Below are 18879 nucleotides of genomic sequence, written 5' to 3'. Positions count from 1 at the left end.
GCCCGGCGAGCCGGGCTTTTGAACGTGAAAAAGAGGCGCTTGGCTTACTGCACCACCACCTCAACGCGGCGGGCCTGAGCGTTGTCGGTGCCGCCCAACATTTCTTCGGGCTTCTTCAGTTCAATCGCTGCGGCATCCGCACCCAGGTTGACCAGCACGGCCTGCACGGTCAGGGCGCGCTGCTTGGCCAGCTCGGCGTTCACAGCGGCGTCGCCGGTGCTGTCGTGAAAGCCCGAGACCACCAGCTTCTTGCCGGCCTTGGCGGCGGCAGCGGCGTCGTTCAGGGCAGCTTGCACGTCGGCCGACAGGTCCACCGCCAGATCGGCCTTGCCGGTGGCGAAGAAGAACTTGACCACACCCCCTTCAACCACCACACGGGCGGCATCGGCGGAGGCATCGGCAGAGGGCGCTGCGGCGACAGCGGCGGGTGCGGGTGCGGCCTTGGGGCGCGACTTGTGGATGCCAAAACCCAGCGCCAGGCCCACGGCCAGCAGGATGGCGGCGATCACCACCACGGCGACCACACGTTGTTCAACTTCGACTTCTTGCGATGCCATACAAAAATGCTCCTTGGGGAAAACCCGGGATTTTAAAGGGTGCTCAAAGGACGTCCACGCCATCCAAGTAGGGCTGCAGTGCCGCTGGCACGTCGATGCGGCCATCGGCGCGTTGGTAGTTCTCCAACACCGCCACCAAGGTGCGGCCCACGGCCAGGCCGGAGCCGTTCAAGGTGTGCACCAACTCGTTCTTGCCTTGTGCGTTCTTGAAGCGGGCTTGCAGGCGGCGCGCCTGGAAGGCTTCGCAGTTGCTCACCGAGCTGATCTCGCGGTAGGCGTTCTGTGCCGGCACCCACACCTCCAAGTCGTGCGTGCGGGTGGCGCCAAACCCCATGTCGCCGGTGCACAGGGCCAACACGCGGTAGGGCAGGCCCAGGCGCTGCAGCACGGCCTCGGCGTGGCCGGTCATTTCTTCCAGCGCTTCGTAGCTCTTTTCAGGATGCACGATCTGCACCATCTCGACCTTGTCGAACTGGTGCTGGCGGATCATGCCGCGCGTGTCTCGCCCGGCGCTGCCGGCCTCGGAGCGGAAACACGGCGTGTGCGCGGTGAGCTTGATGGGCAGGTCGGCTTCGGCCACGATCTCGTCGCGCACCACGTTGGTCAGCGTCACTTCCGAGGTGGGAATGAGGTAGAGCGCCTGGGTGTCGGGCACGGGTTCGCCGTCTTGCCCCCCCTTTTTGACGGCAAACAGGTCGCCCTCGAACTTGGGCAGCTGGCCGGTGCCGCGCAAGGTGTCGGCATTGACCACGTAGGGCGTGTAGCACTCCGTGTAACCGTGTTCGCGGGTCTGGATGTCGAGCATGAAGGCGGCCAGGGCGCGGTGCAGGCGGGCGATGGGGCCGCGCATGAAGGTGAAGCGCGAGCCGGCCAGCTTGGTGCCGGTTTCGAAGTCCAGGCCCAGGCGCTCGCCCAGGTCCACGTGGTCTTTGACAGGGAAGTCAAAGGTGCGTGGTGTGCCCCAGCGGCGCAGTTCCACGTTGCCACTTTCGTCGCTGCCCACCGGCACGCTCTCGTGGGGCAGGTTGGGCACGGCCAGCAACAGGGTGTGCAGCTCGGCCTGGATGACCTCCAGACGCGCGGCCGAACGTTCCAGCTCGTCCTTGATGGACGCCACCTGCGCCATCACACCGTCCACACTTTCGCCCTTGGCCTTGAGCTGGCCAATCTGCTTGGAGAGGCTGTTGCGCTGGCTCTGCAGCTCTTCGGTGCGGGTCTGCAGCGTCTTGCGCTCGCCCTCCAGGGCACGGAAGGCCTCCACGTCCAGAAAGGCCTGGGGGTTCTTGCGGGTCAGCAGGCGGGCGACCACCTGGTCGAGGTCTTTGCGAAGCAGGGTGATGTCTAGCATGGCGAAATTGTAGGCAAGCGGCTGGGTTCCATCGGGGGACACCGCCGGCCCGGCTTTGCTGGACGGCTGGTGTCGCCCCCTTGAGGGGGTGGCGGCGTCAGCCGCTTCGGGGGTGGGCTATTTCAGGCCTTTGGGCAAGGGGAATTTCATGGTTTCTTCGGCGCCGGCCAGGGTGCGGACCGACACCGCCCCCAGCTGCTTGAGGCGCGTCACCACGCCTTGCACCAGGCTCTCGGGTGCGGAGGCGCCAGCGGTCAGGCCCACGCGGGTGGTGCCCACAAACCACTCAGACTTGAGTTCCGTGGCGTCTTCCACCATGTAGGCGGGCACGCCCAGGCGGTCGGCCAGTTCGCGCAGGCGGTTGGTGTTGCTGCTGGTGGGGCTGCCCACCACCACCACGGTGTCCACCTGGGCGCTGAGCAGCTTCACCGCGTCCTGCCGGTTCTGGGTGGCGTAGCAGATGTCCTGCTGCTTGGGCTCGCGCACCTGCGGGAAACGCGCGCGCACGGCGGCGGTGATCTCGGCGGCATCGTCCACGCTCAGTGTGGTCTGCGTCACCACGGCCAGCTTCTGGGTCTGACGCGGCGCCACGCGGGCCACGTCGGCCACGTCTTCCACCAGATGAATGCCTTGGTCGAGCTGCCCCATGGTGCCCTCCACCTCGGGGTGGCCCTTGTGGCCGACCATGATGAACTCATAGCCCTCTTTGGCGAGCTTGGCCACCTCCACGTGCACCTTGGTCACCAGCGGGCAGGTGGCGTCAAACACCTGGAAGCCGCGCGCGGCGGCTTCGTTCTGCACCGCTTTGCTCACACCGTGGGCGCTGAAGATCAGCGTGGCGCCGGGTGGCACGTCGCTCAGCTCTTCAATGAAGATGGCGCCACGGGCCTTGAGGTCGTTGACCACGTGGGTGTTGTGCACGATCTCGTGGCGCACGTAGATGGGCGCGCCAAACTTTTCCAGCGCGCGCTCCACGATTTCAATGGCGCGGTCCACACCGGCGCAAAAACCGCGTGGCTCGGCGAGGGTGATCTCCATCACAGCACCCCGATCAATTGCACTTCAAACGACACCGGCTGGCCGGCCAGCGGGTGGTTGAAGTCGAAACGCACCGCGCCATCTTCGCGCACCTCCACCGCCGTGCCGGCGTACTGGCCCAGGCCATTGGGCGTGGGGAACTGCACCACGTCGCCCACGGCGTACTGCTCCAGCGGGTCGCCCAGCTCGTTCAGCAGCTTGCGCGCCACCCACTGCACCATCTCGGGCTGGCGCTCGCCAAAGGCCTCGCCAGCGGGCAACTCGAAGGTGGTGTGGGTGCCTTCTTCCAGGCCCAGCAGGCGCTGTTCGATGGCCGGCGACAGCTCGCCCATGCCCAGGCTCAGCGTGGCCGGCGGGCCGTCAAAGGTGGTGATGAAGGCACGCCCGTCCGGCCCCGACAGCCGATAGTGGAGGGTGAGAAACGAGGCGGAATCGACTTGGGGCATGGTGGGGGCGATGAACGCGGCCGCGGCCGGCGGCCGCTGAATAAACTCGTATTGTAAAAAACGGGAGGGAGAGGTCCATGACACCAGGCCAAGCCACGCTGCACGCGCTGCCACACGAGGCACGCCCGCGCGAAAAACTGCTGGCGCGCGGCCCCGGCGCCTTGAGCGACGCCGAGCTGCTGGCCCTGCTGCTGCGCACCGGCCTGCCCGGCAAAAACGTGCTGCTGCTGGCGCAAGAACTGGTGGACCGCTTCGGCGGCGTGGCCGGCCTGCTGCACACCCCGGCCGACGCGCTCAAAAGCATCAAAGGCCTGGGCCCGGCCAAACGCGCCGAACTGGTGGCCGTTCTTGAACTCGCGCGCCGCGCCTTGAGCGAGCAACTGCGCCAGCAGCCGGTGTTCGATTCGCCCCAAGCCGTGGGCCACTACCTGCAATTGCAACTGGGCGCCAAGCCACACGAGGTGTTTGCGGTGCTGTTCCTGGACAGCCAGCACCGCCTCATCGTGCTCGAAGAAATGTTCCGGGGCACTTTGAGCCAGACCAGCGTGTACCCGCGCGAGGTGGTGTTGCGCGCCCTGCACCACCACGCTGCCGCCGTGGTGCTGGCCCACAACCACCCCAGCGGCGTGGCAGAACCGTCCAAGGCCGACGAAATGCTCACACAACACCTCAAAAGCGCCCTTGCCCTGGTGGATGTGCGTGTGCTCGACCACATGGTGGTGTGCACCAGCGGTTGGCGGTCCATGGCCGAAATGGGCCTGGTCTGACGCGCCCCACCCGGCGCGCCGACAATACCCGGCATGAAAGTGCACGGGCTGTCCGAACTCAAACAACTGCAAAAACAGCTGCAGGCACAGCGCCAGGCCCGGGCCGCGCAGGAAGCCGCCCGGCTGGCGGCCGAGCGCGAGCGCCTGGCGGGCAAAAACCTGTTTGCCAACGCGGTGGGCCCGGTCAAACCCCTGCGCAGCAGCGGCCACAAACACCTGCGCCCCCAACCCGCCCTGCCCTTGCCTCTGCAGCGCGAGCGCGACGAGCAGGCCGTGATGCAGGAGGCCCTGTCCGACGAGTTCGACGCCGAAACCCTGCTGCACACCGACGACCACCTCAGCTTTCGTCGCCCTGGCATGGGTGTGGACGTGGTGCGCCGCCTGCGCGCCGGCACCTGGAGCATCCAACGCCAGATCGACCTGCACGGCCTGCGCCGCGAAGACGCCCGCGAAGCCCTGGGCCAGTTCATCCGCGAAGCCCACAAAGCCGGCCTGCGCTGCGTGCGCGTGGTGCACGGCAAAGGCCTGGGGTCGCCCGGCCGCATGCCCGTGCTCAAAGGCCGGGTGCACAGCTGGCTGATACAGAAAAACGAGGTGATGGCCTTTGTGCAGGCGCGGCCGTTGGATGGCGGGGCGGGAGCGTTGGTGGTGTTGTTGAGGCCAGGGCGGCCCCGCGTGTGATCGAGTCACCATGCCGCCGCCCATCGTCGTGTCGTTCCGTACCTTCGCTGAGGCCCACCCATTGCCCGAGCCTGTCGTGCGAGACGGCAAAGAGGCAGGTTGCTCCAACGGTGGCCCCCTTTGCATAAGCCCATCGCCACCGCTGGAGGCATGGCCGCGCAGGTGACTTTGAGCGCGGAAGGCGCGGGCGTACCATGGTGAACATCACCCCCTCAACGGAGTCCTGCCATGCCTGGTTCGCTGTTCGACCTGCGCGCAAGGGTGTCCCCGGCGCTGGGCCTGCCGCCGCCGGGGAGCATGCCGCTGTTCCTTGCTTGAGACCATGCGCGTTCGCCCCGCCAAGGGTCTGAAGGGCACGGCGGCGCGTTGGGCGCTGACGTTGGTCGCCTACCTGGCAACGCTCGTGTTCGTGGCGATGGCTTGCGGGGCGCTGGTGCTCGTGGTCGCAGGCCCCCACGCGGGCCTCTTGCCGGGCTGGCTGGAGGCAGTGGTCTTGGGGCTGGGATGGTTGCTGGTGCTGGTGTTGCCGCTGTGGGCGGCACACAACGTGTGGCACCGATTCAGCCAGGCGGCGCCGACCCCTGTCGATTCCACCGGCCCTGATCCGTCGTAGAGACATATCTTCACAACCCAAGGCGTTCACCATGGCCACTGGCACCGTTCAACTGCACCGTGTTTTGCGCGCCCCACCCGAGCGCGTGTACCGCGCCGTCCTGGAAGCTGATGCCGTGGCCAAGTGGCTGCCGCCCTTCGGCTTCACCTGCCAGGTGCACCAACTGGACGCGCGGGTGGGCGGCACACACCGCATGTCGTTTCGCAACTTCAGCACCGGCCACGGGCATTCGTTTGGCGGTGAGTACCTGGAATTGGTGCCAAACGAGAAGCTGCGCTACACCGACCGTTTTGACGACCCCCACCTGCCGGGCACATTGGAGGTGACGGTCACGCTGAGGCCGGTGTTGTGTGGCACCGAGCTGAGCATCGTGCAGGCCGGCATTCCCGATGCCATCCCGGTGGCGATGTGTTACCTCGGCTGGCAGGAATCGCTGGCGCAGTTGGCGCAACTGGTGGAACCGGCGATACCGGACTGAGCGCCGCTGCCACCTCAGGGCGTGTTGCGCATCCAGTCGGCGGTTTGGAAAAAGCTGGTTTTCAACCGCTCGCGCAAATCGGCGGGCACCCCGGTTTCACCCATCGCCTGATCCATACACGCCAGCCACTGGTCGCGCTCCCGGATGCCGATGGCAAACGGCATGTGGCGCATGCGCAGACGGGGGTGGCCGAAACGCTCGATGTAGTGGTTGGGGCCACCCAGCCAGCCGCACAGAAACCAGAACAGCTTGTCGCGCGCATCGTCCAGCGTGGTGCCGTGCACGGCGCGCAGCTCGCGGTAAGCGGGCTCCAGGTCCATGAGGTCGTAGAAGCGGTCCACCAGGGCACGCACACGCGTCTCGCCGCCCACCCACTCGAACGGTGTGGTCGCGGCTGCCGCGTTGGAAGAAGGGTTCTCGGTGTTCATCAAGTTGGCGCCTTGCGCAGGGTCTCCACCACCGGGGTGCGCAGCACGCTGCGCAGGCGCGCACGAAGCTACAACTGGTCAAGGTCACGGCGTGCCATATGCGCAGCGTGCAACGCCATCCTGAGCGGATTCGCAAATACTTCGAGCATGCTCCGGTTCGCTATGCCGGTTGATTCAAGTTCCATGATGCCGTATTCAATAAGGCGACTCAGCGCTTCATTGACCACCAGTCGGAGGCGCGCAACGGGTGATCGACTGGCACGAAGTCTTCGAGTTTGGCGACAGTGAACAAAACTTCGTGCAGACCGTTTTCTGTGCGCATCGGCCACTCCTTGCTGTACCTCGATACCCAAAATTATCAGCGCCAGTCGGCTCGGCAAACAGTGTTTACGCCGTGGAATTTCAACGGCCTGCTCACCGTCCCGGGAACGCTTGATCGCCGCAGGGGCCACTCAGTGCCGTGGCCGCTGACGCGTTGTTGTGGGCTGTTCGCCAAACCGCGACAGGTAGCTAGCCACAAACTGACTCGGGTGGGTGCAAACCTAGCGCTCCGCGGTGGGCGGTGTCGGGCGCAAACGCCAACTTGCCCCTCAGCGACCGAGACCGATTTTGATCCGCACTGGTTGTTGGAAAAAAAGTGCGTCGGTAGGCACAACACAGGAATTTCCCCTGGTCGTTCCATGAAACGAAACGCGCCCCACAGAACGGTCGTGTGACTGTGGGTGCCTGGCAAGAATCCGCTTTCCCATCAACTACGTTAAGGAATGACCCATGTTCTATCGCCGCTCTCTAGTGTGCGCCTCGGCCCTATGGGCCATGATTTGTTCAATACCGTTGGCGCATGCACAAAATGATCGTTTCCCGGCTGGTCCCATCAAGTTGGTCGTGAACTTCCCCGCGGGCGGCAACGCTGATTTGCTGGGTCGCGTGTACGCCAGAAAACTCGCCGAGCTGCTCTCCACGCCCGTCGTGGTGGACAACAAAGGCGGAGCGGCTGGAACCATTGGCGCAGAGTTTGTGGCGAAGGCTCCGGCGGATGGCCACACACTGTTGATTACCCCCTATTCGGTGTTCACCAACCGCAATCCGGCGATCAAGACCAGCTACAACGCGCTGGAGGACTTCGTGCCCGTGTTGCCCATGACCCTTGCTCCGCTGGTACTGGCTGCCTCGGCAGAGAGTCAGATCACCAGCCTCAAGCAACTGGAACAATTTGCACAAACGCAACGCCTGTCGTATGGCACCTACGGTCCGATGACGACCACACACATTGGGCAACACCGCGTTGCCAAGCAACTGAAGGCACGTGACGCCGTCGCGGTGTCGTACCGCGGCGAAGCGCCCATGTTAGCCGACCTCCTGGGAGGCCAGATTCAAATGGGCGTGCTGTCGATGGCGGCTGCACGCGAAAACGAAAAGACCGGAAAAATCAAGTTACTGGGCGTTTTCAGTGCACAGCGCATCGAGTTCATACCCCAACTGCCCACAATGCGGGAACTGGGCTTCCTGGACGTCGATTGGACCGATGGTGTGGTGGTGTTTGCGTCAGCCCGCACACCGGCCACAGTGCTGAAACGACTGCAAGAGGTCTCGCGCAAGTTGCTGCAGGATGAGGACACACTGCGGACGTTGAGGGCGCAACCGAACCAGGCCTGGTTGGACATGTCACCCCAGGCGCTGAAGGCTCAAATGGCGGCCGACATTTCCTTCTGGGACAAAGCCCAGACCGAAGTGGGAGCCACCCAATGAGCCCAACGCAGTTCCCCGCTTTCGTGCCGCCACCGGGATACCACCTGGTGGTGCTGGGCGCGCTTGGTGGCATCGGGCGAGCCCTCGTTCGTGCCGCTCAGGCGGTGGGCATCCGTGTGACGGCGCTGGACACCCAAAGCGCCATCGACAAGTCCCATCCGCTGGAAAGCGTCAATACACTGGCCTGCGACGTGTCGAAAGAGACAGACGTGCAGCGTGCCTTCGCGCAGATTGGCCTCAGTTGGGGTCACATCGACGGCCTGGTCAACCTTGTTGGGTACACCGGGGAGCGCATCGCAGTGGCCGACATGCCCACCCAGGAATGGGACGACATTGTCAACACCGACCTGCGAGGCATGTTCCTGGTCGCACGTGCGGCGGCGCCGCTGCTTCAGGCTTCTGCCGCCCTGGGCCACGGACCGGCCGTGGTGCTCGTCTCGTCGACCTTTGGTGTGGCCGTTCCGCTGAGCGGCTACGCGCCCTACGCCACATCCAAAGCCGGCGTCATCAACCTGGTGCGCGCGCTGGCCACCGAGTGGGCCCCCAGCGTGCGTGTGAACGGTCTGGCGCCAGGCGCCATCGAGACGCCCTTCTTGCAAGGCGGCACCGGCAGACCCCACAAAACGACGGGCCTGGATGTGGCCCGCTTCAAGGAGACCGTCCCCCTGAAACGGTTGGGTCAACCCGATGACATTGCCGCGCCGCTGCTGTTCCTGCTCAGCCCGGCCGCCAGCTACCTCCATGGTCAGACCATCCACGTCAACGGCGGGAGCCACATGGCATGAGCACAACCTACGAATTTCCCACCCATTTCGGCAGCTTCATCGACGGCCAATGGCAGCCACCGGTCGGCACGATGCTGCCCGTGGTCAATCCCGCCACCGAGACCCAGATTGCCGAGGTCGCAGAATCCGATGCAGCGCAGGTGGCACAAGCGGTGGCAGCCGCCCGCCGCGCCCACGCGCTCGGCGAATGGCGGCACATGCCGGTGGCACAACGCCAAAAGCTGTTTCGGCGCATTGCCGAACTCACCCTGCAGCACCTGCATGAACTGGCCTGGCTGGAGTCGCTCAACACCGGTTTGCCGCTGTGGTACGTGCGCGATGGCCAGATGCCACGCGTTGCGCGCAACTTCGAGTTTTTTGCAGACTGGATGTCTCAGAACGTCGAGAAGGCGGGCATCCAGGACGGTGCCTACCTGCGTTATGTGGTGCGGGAACCGGCAGGTGTCGCCGCGTTGATCTCGCCCTGGAATGCACCGCTGGCGCTGGCCTCCACCAAGATCGCGGCAGCACTCGCCTTCGGCAACTGCTGTGTGATCAAGACCGCTGAAACCACGCCACTGGCGGTGTCCCGATTCATGGACCTGCTGCAAGAGGCCGGGCTTCCGCCGGGCGTCGCCAACCTCGTACACGGTCGCGGACACACCACGGGTGACGCACTCGTGCGCCATCCCGATGTGCGTGTGGTGTCGTTCACCGGAGGCACCGAGACGGGACGGGCCATCGCCACCGCCGCTGGGCCCGGCCTCAAGCGCGTCGACCTGGAGCTCGGTGGGAAATCCGCCAACATCGTGACCGCCAGTGCCAACCTGGACGCTGCCCTGGACGGTGCCTTGGCCGGCATTTTCAGCAACAACGGCCAGCAGTGTTTTGCGGGTTCACGCATCCTGCTGGATCGACGCATCGCCCAAAATTTCATGGATGCCTTTGTGCAACGCGCCCGCCGCATCCGCGTAGGCGATCCCCTGGACGATCACACCGACATTGGCCCATTGGCCAACGCCGCACACCACGCACGTGTGCTGGAGCATGTGCGGCAGGCGGTGGCCGATGGCGCACAGCTGTTGACTGGAGGCGATCGTCCGGCACACCTTCAGCGCGGCTACTACCTGGCACCGACCGCGCTGCTGACGCCCCACAACCGTCTGTCGATTTGCCAACGCGAAGTCTTCGGACCAGTCGCAACCGTCGAGGTGTTCGATGATTTTGAAGAGGCCATCCACATTGCCAATGAATCAGACTTTGGCCTGGTGGCCTATGTGTGGACGCAGGATCTGGCCCAGTCGCTGCTCGCTGCACAGCGCCTGGAAGCGGGCGTGGTGCTCACCAACACGAACATGACATTGGACACCCGCTTTCCATTTGGCGGCTACAAACAATCGGGCGTCGGTCGCGAGGGCATCGACGGCATGCGCCATTTCTATACCGAGGAAAAAACGGTGACAGTGGCCTTGCGAACCGCTCCAGTCGTACGGCTGGGTGTTGAACCGGCAGTGCCTGGCGTCTGAGCCTTCCCGTCAACGTCCGGGTACAGCACCGCGTAGCAGGGCGGCTGCCATGTCGAGCAGCCCAGCCCCTGCCCGCTGTAGGCGCGCTGTCACTTCCGGACTATTGGCTTCGGTGGCGCAGGTGAACGCCACCACGCCCAGGTGACCCGGCAGTTCGATCGCCGCTGCGACAGCTGTGACGCCCGCTTCGCACGATCGGTGTCGAATCACATAGCCTTGGCGGCGGTACTGCGTCATGGCTTCTTCGATGCGTTCACGCACCGCTTTCCAGTCCCGACCGTAGGCAACCTGCAGCTGCCGCAGCACGGAAATGCGTTCGGCCACGCCAGCGTGGGCCAAATACGCGAGCCCCATCGCCGTATCAGCCATGGGCAACACCGATCCGACGCTCGATGTACCGACGCTGACACCTTCGTCATTCGCCACATCCAGACAGACCATGCCGAGACGCTCACGGGCGCCCATGCCGACCACCATGCCGGTGTCACGTGCGAGCGAAATCATGAGGGGCTTGGCCAACCGCAGCAACCCACATCGGTGCTGAACGGTCGCCCCCATGGCCAGCAGCCGCGCGCCCATCGCATATTTGCGTGTTCTTTCGTCCAGTCGCAAATAACCCAGCGCTGCCATGGTCGTGCACAACCGGGACGCCGTGGCCTTGCTCAGTCCCACACGCTGTGCAATCTGCAGGTTTCCCAGCAGTTCGCCACCGGCCAGTACAGCCAACACGTCCAGGCCTTTGGCCAGCGTACTGACCAGCTCGGCGCCGTCCTGCACGCTGCGATCGACCGCCTCCACCCGACCGATCACTTGCACCGCATGCATGCCAGCCTCAGCGTCCATTCGCGACGAGAGAGGCGGTTGTCACATGACTTTCGCGCAAGGCCTGCAGGCGCTCAGCCGACAGCCCCAGCAGCTCCCCCAACACGGCATCGGTGTGCTCACCGAGCATCGGCGGAGTGCCGTGGCGTATGGTCGTGACCGACATGCGCAAGGGGCTGCGCAGCGTGGGCACGGTCTGGCCGCTGCCGTGGGGCACGTCCAGCCGCAGGTCACGGTGGCGCACCTGCGGGTCGGCGAACACCTGCCGCATGTCGTTGATCGCCGCACAGGGCACGGTGCGCGCTGAGAGGCGTTCGATCCACTCGGCCACCGGCCGGGTCAGCGTCACCGCTTCCAGCAGCGCGTGCAGCGCCTGGCGGTGTTTTATGCGCTCGATGTTGCTGACAAACCGCGGGTCGTGCGCGAGGGTGGCGGACAAGCCCAAGACCTCGAGCAGGGCCGCGAATTGGCCGTTGTTGCCGGCCGACATGGAGAAGTAGCCATCGCTGGCGCGAAACACCTCGGACGGCGCGGTGATGGGATTGTTGTTGCCCTGGCGCTGGGGCACCTCGCCCGTCATCAGGTAGCCCAGGGCCAGGTGGCCCATGACGGCCGTGGTCGCGTCGACCATGGCCAGGTCGATGAACTGGCCCTGGCCGGTGCTGCGTTTGTGCATCAGGGCGGCCAACACCGCAATGGCGGCGTAAAGGCCGCTGAAGATGTCGGCGATGGGCGCGCCGGCACGCACCGGGCCACCGCCCGGCGCATCGTCGGGGTGGCCACAGGTGCTCATGAGGCCACACATGGCCTGGAGCACCGAGTCGTAGGCGGGGCGGGTGGCGTAGGGCCCGTCCTGGCCAAAGCCAGTGACGCTGCAGTAGATCAGCCCAGGGTGGCGCTGGCACAAGCTGGCGTGGTCCAGGCCGTAGCGGCGCAGGTCGCCAACCTTGAAGTTCTCGACCAGCACGTCGCACTGGCCCAGCAGCTCGTGCAGCAGCGCCTGGCCTTCGGGCTGGCTGATGTCCACGGTGACCGACCGTTTGCCGCGGTTGGCGCCCAGAAAAAAGGCGGAGTCGCCGCGCTGGGGGTCGCCCACAAAGGGGCCCACGCGGCGGGTGTCGTCACCGCCATCGGGTTTTTCGATCTTGATCACGTCGGCACCCAGATCCGCCAGGATCTGGGTGCACCAGGGTCCGGCAATCACCCGTGTCAGGTCCAGGACGCGCACACCTTCGAGCACGGCGGTCATCGCTGCCTCCTCAGGACACGCTGACCCGACCCGAACGCAGCAGCACCCGGTACAGCGTCATGTCCTGCTCGATGGCGTTGCGCATGTCCTGCGCACTGCCGGCCACCACGCGGTAACCCAGCTTGCCCAGCGTGGCCTGTGCCTCGGGCGTGCGCAAGGCGTCGCGCAGGGCATTCTGCAGCCGCGTCACGGTCTCGGCGGGCGTGCCCGCTGCGGCGGAGAAGCCCAGCCAGGGCTCGTAGCTGTAATGGGCGAGTTGCAGCACACCGCTGCGGCTGGCCGTGACCAGCTTGGGGAACACCTCCCAGGTGTCGGCCGAGGTGGTGGCCAGGGCGGTCAGTTTGCCAGCCTCCACATGGGGCTTGGCCGCACCCGAGATCATCATGACCTGGACCTGGTTGGACAGCAGCGCGGTCATGCCCTCGCTTTCGCCCTTGTAGGGCACATGGGTGAGGCGGATGTCGACGCGGCGGAAGAAGTCCTCCTGCGCCAGGTGCGAGGAGCTGTTGGTGCCAAAGCTGGCGTAGTTGAGCACGCCGGGCTTGGACTTGGCCAGCGCCACGAGTTGCGCCAGGTTCTTTACGCCCAGGCTGGGGTGCACACACCAGACGGCGGGCGTGCGGACCGCCAGCACCAGGGGCTCGAAGTCCTCGGGTGAGCGGTAGCCCACCTGCGGGTCGAACACCGGCAGTGCCGACATGGCGGTGACCGAGGTGACAGCCACCACGTGGCCGTCGCGCGGCGCCCGCAGCATGGCCTGGATGCCAATCTTGCCGGCCGCGCCCGGCTTGTTGTCGACCACCACAGAGGTGCCCAGCTGCTGTGACAGGGAAGTGGTGACCACCCGCGCCAGGGTGTCGGCCGGGCCACCCGGCGCGTTGGGTGCAATCAGTGTGATGGCTCTGGACGGCCAGACGCTCTGAGCCTGGGCTTGGGGCCACAGCGCGGCGGTGCCGCCGGCAGCAGCCATTTGCAGCAGGTGGCGTCGGTTCAGGGGATGGTGGTTCATGCGACAGCTCCTGGGGCTTGGGGTGGGAGACCAAAACCGCTGCTGGACAGGAAGTCGAGCAGAGCGGCGTTGAAACGATCGGGATCTTCTGCCCAGCCAAAGTGGCCCAGGCCTTTGAGTTCAAGAAAGCGGGCCTGCGGCATCTTGGCGGCCATCTTCTGCATCACCACGGCGGGCGCGGTGCGGTCGAGCTCGCCCGCCACACACAGTGCGGGGACGTTCATGCCGGCGAGCAGTTGGCGGCCTTCGTAGCCGGCGATGGCGCCTACGGCCGCACGGAACGTGTCCTCACGCATGAGGCTGACGGTGGCGATCAGCAGGTCCACCACGGGCCCGCCCGCGCCCGGCGCCATCATGCTGCGCAGCATCTCGGGGGCGTAGTCGGGGATGGAGCGGCCAGCGTCCAGAGGTGCCACCCGCTGGCGCACAAACTCACGCTGCCAGTCGCCGTCGGCCTGCCCGAAGGCGGCACTGGTGGCCGACAGCACGTAGCCGTGGATGAGCTCGGGCGCATGGGCCCAGGCGCGCTGGGCAATCATGCCGCCCATGCTGTGGCCCATGACCACGTTGCGCTCGCCGCTCTGGTGGCGCAGCAGCGCGGCCAGGCTTTGGGCGCAGCGGTCGATGCCGAAGTCCGCGGGCAGGGGTGAGAGGCCGTAACCGGGCGCGTCCCAGGCCACCACGCGGTGGCCGTGCCGCACCAGGCAGTCGATCTGGGCGCGCCAGTACTCCTTGGCCCCGAAGGCACCGTGCAGCACAAAGACCGTGGTGCCACTGGCGCGGCCGTGGGGGTGGGTGACCGAATGGTCGGGCAGCGGGATGTTGTTGGAGGTGGTCATGTTGGCTCCTTCAGTGCGGCGGCGGGCGTCCAGCCCGCGTGGGCGCCCATGGGGATGTGGCCGGGCAGCACGATGCGGCAGATGGGGCCCCGGGTGATGTCGCGGGCATCAAAAATGGCGCACTCGCCTTTACGGGTGTTGAGGTTGGTCAGGAAAGTGACCAGGTAGCCGTCGTCCTCTTCGGTCGATCCGTCGCGCGGGGCAAACGGGGTCTCGCTGACAAAGCAGCCTTCGGGCGCCTGCCAACGCTGCGTGTTGCCGGTCAGCCAGTCGTATTTCTTGAGGCCGACCAGAGTCCAGTTTGGCTGCATCAGGGCGTTGTAGACGTAGCGGTTGGGGCGGCCCTTGTAGCGGCCGCTGATCATGGAGAACTCGGTCACCTCGTCGTCCAGATCTTCCTCGGTGGTCTGCCCGGTCTTGAGGTTGAAGCGCCAGCGGTGCATACGGGTTTCCTGCAGGTCCATGGACAGCAAGGCGTTCATGCGCGCGTAGCCGTCCTTGGGCAGGCCGCTGAGGTCCGGCACGGGGTTGGTCTGGATGGCGCCGTCCATGACCAGTTCGTCGCCCACCTCGTAGGTATTGGCCAGGTGCAGGATGTAACAGGGCTGACCCTCGAACCACTTCACGTCGCGGCTGCTGCCAAATCGCGGGATGACACCAAAACGCGCAGGCACATCGCGGTGGAACTTCAATCGGTGCTGACCTTTTTTCAGACCTTCCTGATCAAAGAACATGGAGAGGTCATGGATCACGCAGTAGTGCTGGCTCATGCCCAGGTCGTGTGGCCAGGTGGCGTGGGGCAGTTCGATGGGCTCGTAGTGCACCAGCTCGTTGCGGGCGTTGACCACACCGTAGTTGAAGTAGGGTGCGCGCTCGGCGAAGTTGAAGAACATCATCTCCTGGCTGTGTTCGTCCACCTGGAAGTGGGAACAGATGCCGCGGTCGCCCAGCGCCCGCGCCCAGCTGGGGTCGGGGCCCAGTGTGTCCAGGGTCACGGGGTCCAGCCGGTAGGGCTCGCTGCACTGGCTCATGGCGGCCACTGCGCGCCCGGCGTGCACCTTCACGTCGGTGCCGGCGTTGTCCTTCATGGCGCCGATGGAGCCCCAGCCCCGGCGCACCGCGCGGCGCGGCTCGATGATGCCTGGCCACAGCGATTCGCCCGCCGCCTGTTCCGCCAGAAAGCCGGTGGTGCGGATGAAGCGGTTGCGGTAGGTTGCCTTGCCGTGGGCAAAGTGCATGCCGTGGATCATGCCGTCGCCGTCGAAGGGGTGGTACTTGCCCAGGGGCGCGTGGATCTGGTTGTGGCCGTTGCGCAGGTACACGCCGTTGAGGTCTTTGGGGATGTCGCCAATCACCTCCAACGAGGTGGTATCCGCTGTCCATTCCACCTCAACCGGCTGGTGGCCATCCGACAGGTACGGGTTATCTGAAGGCAGGCAGCTCAGTTTGTATTTCGAGTGAATTTCAATCATGTTTCTGCTCCTGGAGACGGTTCAATGGGTGAGTCGTTCAATGACACTGGCAGTTGCAACCCCGGTGGCGCCGGTGATGGCCACGACGCCCAGACGCAGTTGACGACGGTCCATTTCGTCCAGCAGACAGCTGATCAACATGGCGCCCGTCGCCCCCAGTGGATGGCCCAACGCAATCGAGCTGCCATTGACATTGAACCGATCAATGGGAATTTGCAGCGCTTGCAAGTAGTGCAGCGTGATGGCAGCAAACGAATCACGCACCTCCCAGAGGTCAATGTCACCCACCGTCAATCCCGCTTGTGCCAAGGCGCGCTGCGTCGCGTCGACCGCACCTGTTTGCGCCAGAGGCACGCAGGCATCGGCCATGGCAACAAACCGCGCCCGTGGGCGCAAGCCCGCACGCTCCGCCGCCGCTGGCGACGCCAGCAACACAGCGGCAGCACCGTCCGCCATACAAGGCGCGTTGCCTGCGGTATGCACATGCTCGATATGGGTCAGCCCAGGCTCGTTGGCGAGGCCCCAGGCGTCAAGTGCTTCAGCGCCTCGACTGAAGATGGCCTTGAGCTCAGCGAGCCTTTCTTTGGTGCTGCCGGCACGTGGATTCTCGTCATGCGCCAGGAGCAAACGACCATTCGAGTCGGACACAGGTCGCATGGAAGGCATGGGTACCTCTTCGCGTGCTGCACAGGCGCGAGCCTGTGACAAGGCGGCATAGTCGTCACACTGCTCGCGAGTGAATCCGTGGCGAGTGGCCACCAGGTCCGACGTCCAGGGCGGTGGAACGAAACCCACGGCCTCGGACAATTCGGCGTCCGTGTAGTGCGGCGCGTTGTCCCCTTGCATGGGCACCCGAGACATCATCTCTACACCACCGCCTATCGACAACGTGTCCATCGTCATCGCCTGTTGAGCGGCCCAATGCACCGCGCTCAGGCCAGAGGCACAGTAGCGGTTGATGGTGACAGCCGATGTGTATGGACTCCAGCCCCCCAACAAAGACGCGACTTTGCCGATGTTGCCGCCTTGTTCACCGACCTGGGTGACACAGCCAAAGACGGCATCGGACACCAACATGGGATCCACCGCCACCTGTTCACGCAGCGTGCGGAGGTGTCCAGCCAGCAGCTCTACGGGCGTGAGCGAATGCAGTGCCCCACTGCTTTTGGCCGCACCGCGTGGTGTACGCAGCGCCTCGATAATCAATGCATTCGCCATGCAGCTTCCTTGTCTGTAAATTTTTGACAAACTACTTTACACAGACCAATTTTGCACACAATCACCCATTGCACCCATGCTGGAAACTATTATATACAGACCTATTTTTTTGTGATAGTGAGACGCCATGCCTGAAGCATTCGTCCCGGCTCTGCGCGTGTCCGGTGCATCGCGAGCGATTGAGGTCCTTGGGGACGCCTGGGTCTTGCGCATCCTGCGAACCAGTTTTCGTGGCGCACGTCGGTTCAGTGATCACATGCATGCGCTCGGTGTCTCGCGCGCTGTACTGAGTGACCGCCTGGAGCGCATGTGTCGCGACGGCCTGCTAGAAAAAATCGTGGCGCCAAGCGCCCATCCCGAGTACCGGCTGACGGAAACGGGCCTAGCGCTATGGAGCGTACTTCTGGCGATGTGGCAATGGGAACAGCACTGGGGTACCGGCACAGACACGTCGGCGCCATCGCATGACCGTCCACGCATCCGATTGATCCATCTGGAATGCGGAAAACCGATCGATCCTATCTACGCCTGCGCGCACTGCCAAGCTCCTGTCACGCCGTTCGACACCTTCGCAGCGCCGGCAACAGAAGAAGATGAACACACGGCACCAGCCGCGCTGCTGCCGGCCCGCCGGCGGTATCGAAAGTCACACAGCGACGATCGCGGCAGCCTGCCCACTTTGTTGCGCCTGTTTGGTGACCGCTGGAACGCCATGATCGTTGCAGCGGCGCTTCAAGGGCACAAAACGTTTTCTGCCCTGTCGGTTGCGACCGGCATCTGGCCCGCCTCGCTGACTGATCGACTGGAAGAGTTGCAGTCCATGGGCATGCTGCGCGGCATCTCTTACGCAGGCTCGCGACTGGAGTACCACCTGACGCGCGCGGCGATTGCCACCTACCCAATCACGATCGAACTCATCCAGTGGGGCGACCACTGGCAACGGCACAGTGCTTCGTCGTTGACGGTCATACACCGCCCATGTGGTCAATCCCTCCGAGGTCAATGGATGTGCCCTCACTGCAACAACGTGCTGCAACGGGACACCATCCGGTTTGACTGAGCGCCGGGAGCCATCCATTCACTCATCTGCTGCCAAACCGCCATCAAGTGCAGGTGCGTGTCGGCGCAGTCGCTAAGCAAACTTCAAGTTGTGCACCTGGCTCAACTTTTTCCTATCCAAACGGACATTTTTCTCAACGGCACTTGCAAACGTCAACAACGAATCCAACGCTGGCCACAACTTCTGGTTCCCCAGCAACACACTCGCAACTCCCGCCAACTACCGCCAACTACCGGGGCTTCAAGTCGCGCTACGTCCATGCAGGCGTGAAACATGTATTCGGAACTTGGCTAGTTAGCATGCCAGAGTCAAATACGCAAATCGGCTGCGTGGATCGTCACAATGTCGACCCAAGGTGTTGCGAGATCCGGCGACAGGGTCAACACCGAGCTGAGCATCGTGCAGGCCGGCATTCCCGATGCCATCCCGGTGGCAATGTGTTACCTGGGCTGGCAGGAATCGCTGGCACAGTTGGCGCAACTGGTGGAGCCGGCGATACCGGACTGAGCGCCGTTGCCACCTCAGGGCGTGTTGCGCATCCAGTCGGCGGTTTGGAAAAAGCTGGTTTTCAACCGCTCGCGCAAATCGGCGGGCACCCCGGTTTCACCCATCGCCTGATCCATACACGCCAGCCACTGGTCGCGCTCCCGGATGCCGATGGCAAACGGCATGTGGCGCATGCGCAGACGGGGGTGGCCGAAACGCTCGATGTAGTGGTTGGGGCCACCCAGCCAGCCGCACAGAAACCAGAACAGCTTGTCGCGCGCATCGTCCAGCGTGGTGCCGTGAACGGCGCGCAGCTCGCGGTAAGCGGT

General features: G+C 64.7%; 20 protein-coding genes and 3 pseudogenes. 10 read left to right on the top strand and 13 right to left on the bottom strand.

Features of this window, described 5'->3' with window-relative positions:
• Positions 1-44: 44 nt before the first annotated feature.
• The 4 genes from ACFQU0_RS19010 to ACFQU0_RS18995 all read right to left on the bottom strand — a co-directional run bounded on the left by ACFQU0_RS19010 (position 45) and on the right by ACFQU0_RS18995 (position 3389).
• Positions 45-557, bottom strand: coding sequence for an OmpA family protein (locus tag ACFQU0_RS19010; RefSeq protein ID WP_382203353.1), 513 nt, complete (start codon positions 555-557; stop codon positions 45-47).
• Between the two features lie 43 nt (positions 558-600).
• On the bottom strand, positions 601-1905 hold the full coding sequence (gene serS, locus ACFQU0_RS19005; protein WP_382203351.1) for a serine--tRNA ligase: 1305 nt from the start codon (positions 1903-1905) through the stop codon (positions 601-603).
• Between the two features lie 117 nt (positions 1906-2022).
• Positions 2023-2943: a 4-hydroxy-3-methylbut-2-enyl diphosphate reductase gene (gene ispH / locus ACFQU0_RS19000; protein ID WP_382203349.1), complete on the bottom strand. Its 921-nt coding sequence runs from the start codon at positions 2941-2943 to the stop codon at positions 2023-2025.
• Positions 2943-3389, bottom strand: coding sequence for an FKBP-type peptidyl-prolyl cis-trans isomerase (locus ACFQU0_RS18995; protein WP_382203347.1), 447 nt, complete (start codon positions 3387-3389; stop codon positions 2943-2945). The genes ispH and ACFQU0_RS18995 overlap by 1 nt, the downstream gene beginning before the upstream one ends.
• A 77-nt stretch (positions 3390-3466) precedes the next feature.
• On the opposite strand from ACFQU0_RS18995, the gene radC reads away from it, so the two are divergent.
• From radC to ACFQU0_RS18975, 4 genes are all read left to right on the top strand, one after another.
• A complete protein-coding gene (gene radC, locus ACFQU0_RS18990) occupies positions 3467-4156 on the top strand; it encodes a RadC family protein (protein WP_382203345.1) in 690 nt (229 codons plus the stop codon).
• 33 nt (positions 4157-4189) lie between these two features.
• A complete protein-coding gene (locus ACFQU0_RS18985; RefSeq protein WP_382203343.1) occupies positions 4190-4837 on the top strand; it encodes a Smr/MutS family protein in 648 nt (215 codons plus the stop codon).
• A 322-nt stretch (positions 4838-5159) separates the two neighbouring features.
• Positions 5160-5450, top strand: coding sequence for a hypothetical protein (locus ACFQU0_RS18980; RefSeq protein WP_382203341.1), 291 nt, complete (start codon positions 5160-5162; stop codon positions 5448-5450).
• A 31-nt stretch (positions 5451-5481) separates the two neighbouring features.
• Entirely contained in the window at positions 5482-5928 is a 447-nt protein-coding gene (locus tag ACFQU0_RS18975; RefSeq protein WP_382203339.1) for an SRPBCC family protein, read from the top strand.
• 14 nt (positions 5929-5942) lie between these two features.
• Here the strand turns inward: ACFQU0_RS18975 and ACFQU0_RS18970 are convergent, their stop codons facing one another.
• Positions 5943-6356 (bottom strand): group II truncated hemoglobin, encoded by a 414-nt coding sequence (locus ACFQU0_RS18970; RefSeq protein WP_382203337.1) that lies wholly within the window; start codon positions 6354-6356, stop codon positions 5943-5945.
• Positions 6357-6406: 50 nt separating this feature from the next.
• On the opposite strand from ACFQU0_RS18970, the pseudogene ACFQU0_RS18965 reads away from it, so the two are divergent.
• Positions 6407-6529 (top strand): annotated as a pseudogene (locus ACFQU0_RS18965) (IS630 family transposase); the annotation flags it as partial.
• A gap of 27 nt (positions 6530-6556) precedes the next feature.
• On the opposite strand, the pseudogene ACFQU0_RS18960 reads toward ACFQU0_RS18965, so the two are convergent.
• Positions 6557-6678: pseudogene (locus ACFQU0_RS18960) on the bottom strand (IS5/IS1182 family transposase); the annotation flags it as partial.
• A gap of 449 nt (positions 6679-7127) precedes the next feature.
• Between ACFQU0_RS18960 and ACFQU0_RS18955 the strand changes: the two are divergent.
• From ACFQU0_RS18955 to ACFQU0_RS18945, 3 genes are read left to right on the top strand one after another with little or no spacing between them, the layout of a single operon-like run.
• Positions 7128-8105, top strand: a complete 978-nt coding sequence (locus ACFQU0_RS18955; RefSeq protein ID WP_382203335.1) for a Bug family tripartite tricarboxylate transporter substrate binding protein — start codon at positions 7128-7130, stop codon at positions 8103-8105.
• Complete coding sequence (locus ACFQU0_RS18950; protein WP_382203333.1) at positions 8102-8890, top strand: SDR family NAD(P)-dependent oxidoreductase; 789 nt, start codon at positions 8102-8104, stop codon at positions 8888-8890. The genes ACFQU0_RS18955 and ACFQU0_RS18950 overlap by 4 nt, the downstream gene beginning before the upstream one ends.
• On the top strand, positions 8887-10395 hold the full coding sequence (locus ACFQU0_RS18945) for an aldehyde dehydrogenase family protein (RefSeq protein ID WP_382203331.1): 1509 nt from the start codon (positions 8887-8889) through the stop codon (positions 10393-10395). Before ACFQU0_RS18950 ends, ACFQU0_RS18945 begins: the two co-directional genes overlap by 4 nt.
• Positions 10396-10404: 9 nt before the next feature.
• Here the strand turns inward: ACFQU0_RS18945 and ACFQU0_RS18940 are convergent, their stop codons facing one another.
• Genes ACFQU0_RS18940 through ACFQU0_RS18915 form a run of 6 tightly spaced genes read right to left on the bottom strand, consistent with a single transcriptional unit; the run spans position 10405 to position 17004 of the window.
• Complete coding sequence (locus tag ACFQU0_RS18940; RefSeq protein ID WP_382203329.1) at positions 10405-11220, bottom strand: IclR family transcriptional regulator; 816 nt, start codon at positions 11218-11220, stop codon at positions 10405-10407.
• Positions 11221-11227: 7 nt separating this feature from the next.
• A complete protein-coding gene (locus ACFQU0_RS18935; RefSeq protein ID WP_382203327.1) occupies positions 11228-12466 on the bottom strand; it encodes a CaiB/BaiF CoA transferase family protein in 1239 nt (412 codons plus the stop codon).
• A 10-nt stretch (positions 12467-12476) separates the two neighbouring features.
• Entirely contained in the window at positions 12477-13475 is a 999-nt protein-coding gene (locus tag ACFQU0_RS18930) for a Bug family tripartite tricarboxylate transporter substrate binding protein (RefSeq protein ID WP_382203324.1), read from the bottom strand.
• Positions 13472-14314, bottom strand: coding sequence for an alpha/beta fold hydrolase (locus ACFQU0_RS18925; RefSeq protein ID WP_382203322.1), 843 nt, complete (start codon positions 14312-14314; stop codon positions 13472-13474). Before ACFQU0_RS18925 ends, ACFQU0_RS18930 begins: the two co-directional genes overlap by 4 nt.
• Positions 14311-15786, bottom strand: coding sequence for a carotenoid oxygenase family protein (locus tag ACFQU0_RS18920; RefSeq protein WP_382203320.1), 1476 nt, complete (start codon positions 15784-15786; stop codon positions 14311-14313). Before ACFQU0_RS18920 ends, ACFQU0_RS18925 begins: the two co-directional genes overlap by 4 nt.
• A 21-nt stretch (positions 15787-15807) precedes the next feature.
• Positions 15808-17004, bottom strand: coding sequence for an acetyl-CoA C-acyltransferase (locus tag ACFQU0_RS18915; RefSeq protein WP_382203318.1), 1197 nt, complete (start codon positions 17002-17004; stop codon positions 15808-15810).
• Positions 17005-17131: 127 nt separating this feature from the next.
• Here ACFQU0_RS18915 and ACFQU0_RS18910 point away from each other — a divergent pair, with 127 nt between their 5' ends.
• Together ACFQU0_RS18910 and ACFQU0_RS18905 are read left to right on the top strand one after the other, a co-directional pair.
• Positions 17132-18064, top strand: a complete 933-nt coding sequence (locus tag ACFQU0_RS18910; protein WP_382203316.1) for a winged helix-turn-helix transcriptional regulator — start codon at positions 17132-17134, stop codon at positions 18062-18064.
• 384 nt (positions 18065-18448) lie between these two features.
• A pseudogene (locus ACFQU0_RS18905) lies at positions 18449-18571 on the top strand (polyketide cyclase); the annotation flags it as partial.
• Between the two features lie 14 nt (positions 18572-18585).
• On the opposite strand, the gene ACFQU0_RS18900 reads toward ACFQU0_RS18905, so the two are convergent.
• Positions 18586-18879: group II truncated hemoglobin (locus ACFQU0_RS18900; protein ID WP_382203314.1), on the bottom strand; the 294-nt coding region annotated here is incomplete at its 5' end.

The sequence above is a fragment of the Hydrogenophaga defluvii genome, from assembly GCF_042665235.1.
GTDB classification, from domain to species: domain Bacteria; phylum Pseudomonadota; class Gammaproteobacteria; order Burkholderiales; family Burkholderiaceae_C; genus Hydrogenophaga; species Hydrogenophaga defluvii_A.
The sequence above is the reverse complement of the archived record's forward strand: the minus strand, read 5'-3'. Positions and strand labels throughout refer to the sequence as shown.

Coding starts and splice junctions, on each gene's coding strand:
- ACFQU0_RS19010 (WP_382203353.1), bottom strand. CDS start 557: ATGGCATCGCAAGAAGTCGAAGTTGAACAACGTGTGGTCGCCGTGGTG.
- serS (WP_382203351.1), bottom strand. CDS start 1,905: ATGCTAGACATCACCCTGCTTCGCAAAGACCTCGACCAGGTGGTCGCC.
- ispH (WP_382203349.1), bottom strand. CDS start 2,943: ATGGAGATCACCCTCGCCGAGCCACGCGGTTTTTGCGCCGGTGTGGAC.
- ACFQU0_RS18995 (WP_382203347.1), bottom strand. CDS start 3,389: ATGCCCCAAGTCGATTCCGCCTCGTTTCTCACCCTCCACTATCGGCTG.
- radC (WP_382203345.1), top strand. CDS start 3,467: ATGACACCAGGCCAAGCCACGCTGCACGCGCTGCCACACGAGGCACGC.
- ACFQU0_RS18985 (WP_382203343.1), top strand. CDS start 4,190: ATGAAAGTGCACGGGCTGTCCGAACTCAAACAACTGCAAAAACAGCTG.
- ACFQU0_RS18980 (WP_382203341.1), top strand. CDS start 5,160: ATGCGCGTTCGCCCCGCCAAGGGTCTGAAGGGCACGGCGGCGCGTTGG.
- ACFQU0_RS18975 (WP_382203339.1), top strand. CDS start 5,482: ATGGCCACTGGCACCGTTCAACTGCACCGTGTTTTGCGCGCCCCACCC.
- ACFQU0_RS18970 (WP_382203337.1), bottom strand. CDS start 6,356: ATGAACACCGAGAACCCTTCTTCCAACGCGGCAGCCGCGACCACACCG.
- ACFQU0_RS18955 (WP_382203335.1), top strand. CDS start 7,128: ATGTTCTATCGCCGCTCTCTAGTGTGCGCCTCGGCCCTATGGGCCATG.
- ACFQU0_RS18950 (WP_382203333.1), top strand. CDS start 8,102: ATGAGCCCAACGCAGTTCCCCGCTTTCGTGCCGCCACCGGGATACCAC.
- ACFQU0_RS18945 (WP_382203331.1), top strand. CDS start 8,887: ATGAGCACAACCTACGAATTTCCCACCCATTTCGGCAGCTTCATCGAC.
- ACFQU0_RS18940 (WP_382203329.1), bottom strand. CDS start 11,220: ATGCATGCGGTGCAAGTGATCGGTCGGGTGGAGGCGGTCGATCGCAGC.
- ACFQU0_RS18935 (WP_382203327.1), bottom strand. CDS start 12,466: ATGACCGCCGTGCTCGAAGGTGTGCGCGTCCTGGACCTGACACGGGTG.
- ACFQU0_RS18930 (WP_382203324.1), bottom strand. CDS start 13,475: ATGAACCACCATCCCCTGAACCGACGCCACCTGCTGCAAATGGCTGCT.
- ACFQU0_RS18925 (WP_382203322.1), bottom strand. CDS start 14,314: ATGACCACCTCCAACAACATCCCGCTGCCCGACCATTCGGTCACCCAC.
- ACFQU0_RS18920 (WP_382203320.1), bottom strand. CDS start 15,786: ATGATTGAAATTCACTCGAAATACAAACTGAGCTGCCTGCCTTCAGAT.
- ACFQU0_RS18915 (WP_382203318.1), bottom strand. CDS start 17,004: ATGGCGAATGCATTGATTATCGAGGCGCTGCGTACACCACGCGGTGCG.
- ACFQU0_RS18910 (WP_382203316.1), top strand. CDS start 17,132: ATGCCTGAAGCATTCGTCCCGGCTCTGCGCGTGTCCGGTGCATCGCGA.